Genomic DNA, 9449 nt, shown 5'->3' on the forward strand with positions numbered 1-9449 from the left:
GCCGGCCACCCGGCCCATCAGTGCCACGCCCAAAGCTGCGAACAAAGCGTTTCGATTCACCTGAGCACCCATCCGGCGGCCCGCCACACCGGCGGGATGCCGAACTATAGCAGAAGGACAGGTCACAAAAGAATCGCGACGTTGGGGCGAAACCATCCGCTAAACGGGCTCGATTGCCCCAACGGATCAGGACTCCGCACCAAATCGGCGCCTGTTGCCGCGACGACTCACTCCTTCGCCGGCACCGTCCTCAGATAGGTGACGATGGCGGCGCGGTCGTCGGCCGTCAGCTTGGAGGTGGTGTTGCGCACAACCTCTCCCATCGCGCCGCCGGCGACGTCGCCGTCCGGGGTCAGGCCGGCTTCCAGGAACAGCGCCAGATCGCCGTCCGACCAGCCGCCGATTCCCTTGCCCTTGGTCTTGGAGCTGGTGATGCCCGGCACCTTGTCGTTGTCGGGCCCCTGCGGATTGCCGGCGAGATAGCGGTCGGAATCGAGCCCGCCGAGCTGGGTGCGCGGGCTGTGGCATTCGGCACAATGGCCCAGCGCATCGACCAGATAGCGCCCACGGTTCCAGGCCGCCGGCTTACCGGAATCGTCGGGCACCGGGCCGGGAGTCAGGTACATCCACTGCCAGACCGGCACCAGAAAACGCCAGGAGAAGGGCGGAGACAGGTCGTGCGGCTTGTTGGCGGTCGAGGCCACAGGCCGGCTGAGCAGATAGGCCTTCAGGTCCAGCAGGTCGCGGTCGGTCATCCGCGTGTAGCTGGCATAGGGAAAGGCCGGGAACAGCGCGGCACCGTCCGGCCGAACGCCCTCGCGGACGGCCCGGATGAAGTCGGCGTCGCTCCAGCGGCCGATGCCGTTCACCGGATCCGCCGTGATGTTCGGGGTGTAGAAGGTGCCGAAGGGGGTCGCCAGCGCCCGACCGCCCGCCAGCGGCAGGCCGCCACCCTTCTCGTCGGTATGGCAGCCGAGGCATCCGGCGGCGTTGAAGATGTAGGCGCCCCGGCTGACGGCGTCCTTTGCAGCGTCGCCTGTGGGAGCCTCGCCAGCCGCACGCGCACTGCCGCCCGCGACGGCGAGCGGCAGCAGCATTGCAGCGGCGGTCAGGAGGCGCCGCACCGGTCAGTTCTTCTTGACGCGGAAGTCCTCGTGGCAGCTTCCGCAGGTCTTGGAGGTGGCGCCGAGCGCCTGGGCGATCTGCGCGCGGTCGCCGGTCTTGATGGCGGCGTCCAGCTTCTCGGCGGCCGGTTGCACCGCGCTCCAATATTTCTGCGCCTCGGCCCAGTTCTTCCACAGCTCCGGCTTGGCGGCGCTGTCGGCGACACCGACGGCGGTGCCTTCGGGGAAGATCGTCTTCGGGTCCATCTTGGACACCGCCAGCACGGCCTCCGCCCCCTTGGCCGCGTCCTCGGCGGTGGCGCCCTCGTTCTTCACGAACTTGGCGACGGCGCCCATGCCGCCGCCCAGCTTCTTCATGGTCTGCTGCCGGTCCTTGACCTGCGCGGCCGGATCGGCGGCCCCGGCGGCACCCGCCGACATGCCGAACAGCGTGAACATCAGACCGGCGACGGATGCCGCCGCAAGAACATTGACGACCCGGTTGCTCATGTGGTCCCTCCCGATGATGCCGTGGCTTAACGGTGCCTGTGCCGCTGTTGACGCGCCGCCCCCACCCGATATTCCATGGCATTCGCCAGATTTTTTGCGGCCCCGCTTCCGATGGATGGCGGTGGCGAGAAAGGTTGACCCGCGATGAAGAGCCTGTCGTCCGTCTGCGTCTATTGCGGTGCGTCGTCCCGTGTCGCCGATGTCCACAAGGAAGCCGCCCACGCGCTGGGCGACGGGCTGGCCCGCCGGGGCATCCGTATGGTCTATGGCGGCGGCCGGGTCGGCCTGATGGGAATCGCCGCCGACGCCGCGATTGCCGCCGGCGGCGAGGTGGTCGGCATCATCCCGGAGCACATCCAATCGGCGGAGGTGGAGCATACCGGCCTGACCGAACTGCATGTCGTCGACAGCATGCACACCCGCAAGCGCATGATGGTGGAGCGGTCGGACGCCTTCGTCATCCTGCCGGGCGGCCTGGGCACGTTGGACGAAGCCTTCGAGATCCTGACCTGGAAGCAACTGCAGCTGCACGACAAGCCGATCGTCGTCGCCGACGTCGACGGCTACTGGCGCCCGCTGCTTGGACTGATCGACCATATGGTTGCCCAGGGTTTCGCCCGCATCGACCGGTCCGCCCTCTACCGCGTCGCCGATCACATCGACGGCGTGTTCGAGGTTCTGGGGACGATGCCCGAGCCGGCCCATGCGGCCCAGCCCCGGAAGCTCTGAGGCGTCATCGTCCTCTCCAGCGGTTATCCCCAGACTTCCCAGCCTGTGGATAACTTCTGTGCACAGCTTTTGTGGATGGCTCTCCGTCCTTCACCGAGCGTTCGCGTTCTGTTTCTGATACTGTGTCCTTCATGAGCAACCAGACCTCATCGCTGTTCGATCTCCGTCCCTCCGCCGCGGTCAAACCGACGGCCGAGTACCGCACGCCCCCCAACAACGAGGAGGCGGAGCAGGCGCTGCTGGGCGCGATCCTGGTCAACAACAAGGCCTATGAGAAGGTCGGCGAGTTCCTGCGGCCGGAGCATTTCTACGACCCGGCCCACCAGCGCATCTTCGCCGCCATCACCAAGATGATCGACCGCGGCCAGATCGCGAACCCGGTCACGCTGAAGGCCCTGTTCGACAACGATCCCGAACTGGCGGTGGAAGGCGGCAGCGCCTATCTGGCGGAGCTGGCCGCCAACGTGGTGACGGTGGTCAATGCCGGCGACTACGGCAAGACCATCCACGACCTGTTCATCCGCCGGCAGCTGATCGAGGTCGGCACCGACATGGTGAACGAGGCGTACCGCCACGACCTCGACATCACCGCGCTCGACCAGATCGGCGAGGCCGAGAAGCAGCTGTTCGACCTCGCCTCCACCGGCGACGTGCAGGGCGGCTTCGTGGCGTTCGGCGAGTCGGTCAAGCACGCCATCACGACGGCGGAGGCGGCCTTCCGCCGGTCCAGCCACGTCACCGGCGTCACCACCGGCCTGATCGACATCGACCGCAAGCTGGGCGGCCTGCACCCGTCGGACCTGATCATCCTCGCCGGCCGCCCCTCGATGGGCAAGACGGCGCTGGCCACCAACATCGCCTTCAACGCCGCCAAGGCGCACATGCGCTCCAGCGGCCAGGAAGGCGGCGTCGTCGGCTTCTTCTCGCTGGAAATGTCGGCGGAACAGCTCGCCACCCGTATCCTCGCCGACGAGGTGCAGGTGCCCGGCGACAAGATCCGCCGCGGCGAAATCCGCGACACCGATTTCCCCAAGTTCGTCCAGGCCAGCCAGGATCTGGCGCGCTGCCCCTTCTATGTCGACGATACGCCGGCCCTGTCGGTCGCCGCCGTCCGCACGCGCTGCCGCCGGCTGAAGCGGACCTCGGGCCTCAGCATGGTGGTGGTCGATTACCTCCAGCTTCTGCGCGGGTCCTCCTCGCGCGGGTCGGAAAACCGGGTGCAGGAAATCTCGGAGATCACCCGCGGCCTGAAGGCCATCGCCAAGGAGCTGGACGTGCCGGTGGTGGCGCTGTCGCAGCTGAGCCGTGCGGTGGAGCTGCGCGAGGACAAGCGCCCGCAGCTGGCCGACCTTCGCGAATCGGGCTCGATCGAGCAGGATGCCGACGTCGTGATGTTCGTTTTCCGCGAACAGTATTATCTTGAACGCGCCGAGCCTTCGCGCCGGCCCGACGAGAGCGACGACAAGTTCAACGACCGCTATCAGCGATGGCAGCAGCGCCTGGGCGAAGTGCACAACACCGCCGAGGTGATCATCGCCAAGCAGCGTCACGGTCCGATCGGCACCGTCCGTCTCTACTTCGACGGCCAGTTCACCAAGTTCGGCGATCTCGACCAGCATCACCAGACCGACGAGTGACCAGAGTGACGAGCGACCTGACCCTGCGCGCCGGCGCCATCCTGACCGTGGATCTCGGCGCCGTCGTCGCCAATTGGACGCAGCTGCGCGACCGCGTGGCCCCGGCGGAATGTTCCGCCGTGGTCAAGGCCGACGCCTATGGGCTGGGGGTGGCGCGCGTCGTCCCGGCTCTGGCCGCCGCCGGCTGCCGGACCTTCGTCGTCGCCCAGCTGGAGGAGGCTCTGGCCGTCCGCCAGGCGCTGGAACCGGTCGCGTCCAACGCGCAGGTCTTCTCACTGGGCGGCCTGCCGCCTGGATATGAGGGCGAGTTCATCGCCAAGCGCATCCTGCCGGTGCTGAACCATCTGGGCGAGATCGCGGCGTGGCGGGCCTTCGCGGCGGCGCGCGGCGAGGTGCTGCCGGCGGTGATCCACATCGACACCGGCATGAACCGGCTGGGCCTCGGCCCTGACGAACTGGACGACCTTGCCGGCCATCCGGAATGGCTGGAGGGCATCGACGTCCGCTATTGGATGACCCATCTCGCCTGTGCCGACGAGTTCGACAATCCGATGACCGGGGAGCAGCGGGAGCGGTTCCGCGGCGCCCTGGCCCGGCTGCCGAAGGCGAAAGCCAGCTTCGCCAACTCGTCCGGCATCTTCCACGGCAAGGACCATCACTTCGACCTCGCCCGGCCGGGCTGCGCGCTCTATGGCGTCAACCCGACCCCGCACCTGCCCAACCCGATGCGCGACACCGTGCGGCTGGATGCCAGGCTGCTCCAGGTGCGCAACTGCAACGCCCCGATGACGGTCGGCTATGGCGCCGCCCACAAGGTCACCGGCCCGGCGCGGATCGCCACCATCGGTGTCGGCTATGCCGACGGTTACCTGCGCTCGCTCAGCGGCAAAGGGCACATCTTCATCGACGGAGTCGCCGCCCCCATCGTCGGCCGCATCTCGATGGACCTCATCACCATCGACGTCAGCGGACTGCCGGAAACCGTCGCCCATCCCGGCCGCATGGTCGAACTGATCGGCCCCAGCCGCCCGGTCGACACCGTGGCGAATGAGGCCGGCACCATCGGCTACGAAGTTCTGACTTCGCTCGGCCGGCGCTATCACCGGGTTTATACATCATGAAAAGCCGTCGCCCGGCCCACATGCCAGCCGGATGAGCCGATGGTCGGGCGACTCTATCGGCCGGCCTGTCCATGTCGGGACTCCGGACGCATGAATTCTCCGCCGACGACGCGATTGCGCCCCTTGTTCTTGGCCTTGTAAAGGTAGGCGTCGGCGGCGGCCAGGATCTCGGGGCGTGGCGGGTTGTCCAAGTGACGAATCGTCAGCACGCCCAAGCTCGCAGTCACCATTTCGGCGGACGGCGACTCCTCATGCGGGATCGCCAGCGTCATGATCCCGGTTCGGATCCCTTCGGCAACCCGCATTGCGCCCTCCAGTTCAGTGGCTGGCAGAATGCACGCGAACTCCTCGCCGCCGAACCGTGCCGCCAGATCGCCCGAACGTTGAACGGTTCTCGACAGCACCCCGGCGATCTGGCGAAGACAATCGTCACCGGCCACATGACCGTAGCGATCGTTGAAAGCCTTGAAGGCATCGACATCGCAGAGGATGAGGGACAGCGGTGCACGGGAGCGCGAATGGTTTTTCAACTCGGCATCCAAGGACGCGTCGAAGCGGCGACGGTTTCCAATCCCAGTCAACGCGTCCGTAAGGCTGAGATGAAGCGCTTTCTCATTCAAAAATCGCCATTCCGCTTCCAGTCTTCTGCGCTCGGTAATATCCCTGACTATGCTGCAATTGTAGAATTTGCCTTTGTACTCAACCAGATTTGCTGTCACTTCGACAGGAACATCAACGCCATCTTTTGTTCTATTTACCGTTTCGATCCTGACCACCCCCTGTTTGACGAGATCTTGCCAATGGTCGCACCATATGTCTTCATTGAACAACGGATCGACGTCCCAGACGCTTTTCCGGCCAAACTCCGCTGCCGAATAGCCGAACATCCGCGTCGCCGCCCGATTGACGAAGACGTACCGCCCGTCCGCATCGAGCCAGATGATCATATCCGAAACTTTATCAACCGAAACCTGGGTCAGCATGGCGCGATGCCGGCATTCCGCCATCGCAGCGAACCCGTTGATGGCAATCGAAAACACTCCCGGTGTTTCCGCCCGGCACCGCACCGTGAGCTCCACGCGGCATGTTGAGCTGTCGGCACAAATGCAGACTGCATCAATGATGGCGCCATGAATGCGACCGGGCGCCTGCATGAACTCCCTGATGGCAGCCCCGCTTGCACTGTCGAGGATGGTGTCAATCGGTCGTCCAAGGAGATCGGCCCGGCAATACCCTGTTCTCGACAGGCACCCGTCTGTGATGTCGAGGACCACTCCCTCCGAAGTGACGGCTACATCGCAGGCGGAGCGGCCCGACTCATGCGCTTCCGCAGACCAGCACGTCTCGCCGGTGAACGCTGGAATGGGGTTGTCCGGCCCCCTTTCGTCGTCTCCACGGTTGTCGTCATGTCGGCCATCCAGCAGCAGCTTGACTCGATCAGACTCCATAGCGTAGCCCACGATGCTCTTGTGTAAAAGTGACGGAAATTGGCCTGCTGCAAGATAATTCCTTATACCGGAGTATGATGCTTTCGATACATATAAGAATCGACTGTGGGAATCGATGCAATTATTACGAGTCTATGCGGGCGGCCCTTCCCGTCACCTGACCGGAGATCCGGACTGACGGCCGCCACGGTCGCGACCGCCGACCGGACCAGCCCACATGGTGCCCAAACGTTCCACCATTGCAAAGTCCAAGGATGACCGCGACGCTCATCGGTGCTATGACCGCTTCGCCCAAATGAGTCTCAAACCAAGGATGCGGGCCGACTGATGGGTTTCCTTGCCGCCACCGGCCGGGCCTTCCTGATTTTCCTGGAAGCGACCGGACGCCTTGCCCTGTTCACCGGGTCCGCCCTGTCGCACTGCGTGCGGCCGCCGTTCTATCCGCGCCAGATCCTGCGGCAGATGATCGACATCGGCTATTACTCGCTGCCGGTGGTCGGGCTGACCGCGCTGTTCACCGGAATGGTGCTGGCGTTGCAGAGCTACAGCGGCTTCTCGCGCTTCCAGGCGGAGGGCGCCATCGCCACCGTCGTCGTGCTGTCGATCACCCGCGAACTGGGGCCGGTGCTGGCCGGCCTGATGGTCGCCGGCCGCATCGGCGCCGCCATGGCGGCCGAGATCGGCACCATGCGGGTGACCGAGCAGATCGACGCGCTCTCGACCCTGTCGACCAACCCGCACAAGTATCTGGTGGCGCCGCGACTGATCGCCGGCCTGACCATGGTGCCGTTGCTGGTGGTGGTCGCCGACATCATCGGCGTGTTCGGCGGTTTTCTGGTCGGCGTCTACCGGCTGGATTTCAACGCCGCCAGCTACATCAACCGCACCTGGGAATTCCTGCAGCCGGTCGACGTGATCTCCGGTCTGGTCAAGGCGGCGATCTTCGGCTTCCTGATCGCGCTGATGGGCTGTTACCACGGTTACCACTCCAAGGGCGGCGCCCAGGGCGTCGGTGCGGCAACCACCAACGCGGTGGTATCGGCCTCGATCATGATCCTGGTGTGGAACTACCTCATCACCGGCCTCTTCTTCTCGACCAAGTGAGCGCCATCGAAATGACCGTTCCCAAGATCGCGCTCAAGAACGTCTATAAACATTTCGGCCCGAAGAAGGTGCTGAACGGCATCGATCTGGAGGTGGCGAAGGGCGAGTCGCTGGTCGTCATCGGCGGCTCGGGCACCGGCAAATCGGTGATGCTGAAGAGCGTTCTCGGCCTGCTGACGCCGGATTCCGGCTCGATCCAGGTCGATGGCGTCGAGACCACCCGCCTGCGCTCGCGCGAGCGCGAGAAGATGCTGCACAAGTTCGGCATGCTGTTCCAGGGCGCCGCCCTGTTCGACAGCCTGACGGTCTGGGAAAACGTCGCCTTCGGCTTGATCCAGGGCGCCCATATGCCGCGTGCCCAGGCCAAGGAGATCGCCGTCGCCAAGCTGGGCGCCGTCGGACTCGGCCCCGACGTGGCGGAGCTGTCGCCGGCGGAGCTGTCGGGCGGCATGCAGAAGCGCGTCGGCCTCGCCCGCGCCATCGCCGACGAGCCGGAGATCATCTTCTTCGACGAGCCGACGACCGGTCTCGACCCGATCATGGCCGACGTCATCAACGAGCTGATCGTCCAGTGCGTGAAGGATCTCGGCGCCACCGCGGTCACCATCACCCACGACATGGCGTCCGCCCGCAAGATCGCCGACCGCATCGCCATGATCTATGAAGGCCGCATCATCTGGACCGGCCACGCCCACGACATCGACAATTCGGGCAACGCCTATGTCGACCAGTTCGTCCATGGCCGGGCGGACGGGCCGATCAAGATGCAGATCAAGGCTCTCTGAGCGGAAGCGGCGGCGATTGATGCAGATCCTGGCAGGGCGTCGGACGCTTGGTTAGAAAAGCGGTCAAGATTCCGCTTTCCGAGGCTCTGCAATGATCGTCTACGCCCTGCACTGCACCTGCGGCCATGATTTCGACCAGTGGTTCGACAATATGGCCGATTACGATGCCAAGAAGGCCGACGGCATCCCCTGCCCGTCCTGCGGCGGCACCGAGGTCGCCAAGGCCATCATGGCGCCGCGCGTCGGCAAGCCCCAGCCGGCACCCGCCCCCGCCTGCGCAGCCGGCGGCTGCGGCGGGGGCGGCTGTCCGATGATGATGTGACGGAGGCGGCGCTCAGCGCCGCCGTGCTTCCGCCGTCAGGCGCGGTCCGGTGGTCAGCTCTTCCCGGCGCCGGGGCGAGCCGAAGCTCGGTTCGACACGGCTTTCGCGTGGCCTATCGTCGTCGACCGGTGCCCGGCTGAGCGGATCGACGCCGCGGCCGCTGCGCCACCATGCGAAGCCGATGCCCCCCAGCGTCGCAGCGATCAGGCCGGCAATGCCGGCCCGTGCCGCGTTGGATTGCCAGATCGACGGGCCTCCACCGACCGCCACAGGCTCTTCCACCGGAACCGCCTTGCCGTCGGGCGTGGTCGCCGCAACCGCCCCACGCGGTGCCGCCTGGGGAGCCGGGCCTTCGGACGCGCTCACCGACGGACGCGGTGCGCCCTGCACTGCCGCAGCCGAAGCCGAAGCCGAAGCCGACGCCGACGGTCGGGATGCAGGAGCCGGAGCGGCGGCCGGCGCGCTGTGGCTGGTCGAAGAAGACGCCGACGAAGAGGAGGAGGAAGGCGACGACACCGGAGCGCCGCCGAACTGGGCCATGCCGCCGACGCTTTCGTTGCCGGCTTCGACCCGGCCGGTCGGCGCGGCGCGCGGCGCCACCTCTTTCTCGTGGCGGGTCTGGCCGATCTGGCTCTTGGACAGGCTGCCATGGTGGGGGCGGCCTTGCCTTCCCGCTCGCCATCATCTTGT

At 65.9% G+C, this 9449-nt stretch carries 10 protein-coding genes; 6 read left to right on the forward strand and 4 right to left on the reverse strand.

What is annotated here, in order from left to right:
- Positions 1 to 227: 227 nt before the first annotated feature.
- Both I71_RS20080 and I71_RS20085 read right to left on the reverse strand, forming a co-directional pair.
- Positions 228 to 1124, reverse strand: coding sequence for a cytochrome c (locus I71_RS20080; RefSeq protein ID WP_049976209.1), 897 nt, complete (start codon positions 1122 to 1124; stop codon positions 228 to 230).
- 3 nt (positions 1125 to 1127) lie between these two features.
- Positions 1128 to 1613, reverse strand: a complete 486-nt coding sequence (locus tag I71_RS20085) for a cytochrome c (RefSeq protein WP_042697056.1) — start codon at positions 1611 to 1613, stop codon at positions 1128 to 1130.
- A 144-nt stretch (positions 1614 to 1757) separates the two neighbouring features.
- On the opposite strand from I71_RS20085, the gene I71_RS20090 reads away from it, so the two are divergent.
- The 3 genes from I71_RS20090 (at position 1758) to alr (ending at position 5100) form a co-directional block, all read left to right on the forward strand.
- On the forward strand, positions 1758 to 2342 hold the full coding sequence (locus I71_RS20090; RefSeq protein WP_042697058.1) for a TIGR00730 family Rossman fold protein: 585 nt from the start codon (positions 1758 to 1760) through the stop codon (positions 2340 to 2342).
- A 131-nt stretch (positions 2343 to 2473) separates the two neighbouring features.
- Positions 2474 to 3979: a replicative DNA helicase gene (locus I71_RS20095; protein ID WP_049976210.1), complete on the forward strand. Its 1506-nt coding sequence runs from the start codon at positions 2474 to 2476 to the stop codon at positions 3977 to 3979.
- Positions 3976 to 5100, forward strand: coding sequence for an alanine racemase (gene alr / locus I71_RS20100; RefSeq protein WP_042697060.1), 1125 nt, complete (start codon positions 3976 to 3978; stop codon positions 5098 to 5100). The genes I71_RS20095 and alr overlap by 4 nt, the downstream gene beginning before the upstream one ends.
- 53 nt (positions 5101 to 5153) lie before the next feature.
- On the opposite strand, the gene I71_RS20105 is transcribed toward alr, so the two are convergent.
- Positions 5154 to 6560 (reverse strand): diguanylate cyclase, encoded by a 1407-nt coding sequence (locus I71_RS20105; protein WP_148294299.1) that lies wholly within the window; start codon positions 6558 to 6560, stop codon positions 5154 to 5156.
- 315 nt (positions 6561 to 6875) lie between these two features.
- On the opposite strand from I71_RS20105, the gene I71_RS20110 reads away from it, so the two are divergent.
- From I71_RS20110 to I71_RS20120, 3 genes are all read left to right on the forward strand, one after another.
- Entirely contained in the window at positions 6876 to 7652 is a 777-nt protein-coding gene (locus I71_RS20110) for an ABC transporter permease (protein WP_042697061.1), read from the forward strand.
- 11 nt (positions 7653 to 7663) lie between these two features.
- On the forward strand, positions 7664 to 8437 hold the full coding sequence (locus I71_RS20115; RefSeq protein WP_042697071.1) for an ABC transporter ATP-binding protein: 774 nt from the start codon (positions 7664 to 7666) through the stop codon (positions 8435 to 8437).
- Positions 8438 to 8528: 91 nt separating this feature from the next.
- Positions 8529 to 8759: a DUF1178 family protein gene (locus I71_RS20120; protein ID WP_042697063.1), complete on the forward strand. Its 231-nt coding sequence runs from the start codon at positions 8529 to 8531 to the stop codon at positions 8757 to 8759.
- 12 nt (positions 8760 to 8771) lie between these two features.
- Here I71_RS20120 and I71_RS20125 read toward each other — a convergent pair whose 3' ends face one another.
- Complete coding sequence (locus I71_RS20125) at positions 8772 to 9359, reverse strand: hypothetical protein (RefSeq protein ID WP_244433943.1); 588 nt, start codon at positions 9357 to 9359, stop codon at positions 8772 to 8774.
- Positions 9360 to 9449: the final 90 nt, after the last annotated feature.

Origin of the sequence: Azospirillum sp. B506 (assembly GCF_000333595.1) — a bacterium.
GTDB lineage: Bacteria > Pseudomonadota > Alphaproteobacteria > Azospirillales > Azospirillaceae > Azospirillum.

Excerpts from the sequence above, each read along its gene's own strand:
- I71_RS20085 (WP_042697056.1), bottom strand. The coding sequence starts at position 1,613 with ATGAGCAACCGGGTCGTCAATGTTCTTGCGGCGGCATCCGTCGCCGGT.
- I71_RS20090 (WP_042697058.1), top strand. The coding sequence starts at position 1,758 with ATGAAGAGCCTGTCGTCCGTCTGCGTCTATTGCGGTGCGTCGTCCCGT.
- I71_RS20095 (WP_049976210.1), top strand. The coding sequence starts at position 2,474 with ATGAGCAACCAGACCTCATCGCTGTTCGATCTCCGTCCCTCCGCCGCG.
- I71_RS20110 (WP_042697061.1), top strand. The coding sequence starts at position 6,876 with ATGGGTTTCCTTGCCGCCACCGGCCGGGCCTTCCTGATTTTCCTGGAA.
- I71_RS20115 (WP_042697071.1), top strand. The coding sequence starts at position 7,664 with ATGACCGTTCCCAAGATCGCGCTCAAGAACGTCTATAAACATTTCGGC.
- I71_RS20120 (WP_042697063.1), top strand. The coding sequence starts at position 8,529 with ATGATCGTCTACGCCCTGCACTGCACCTGCGGCCATGATTTCGACCAG.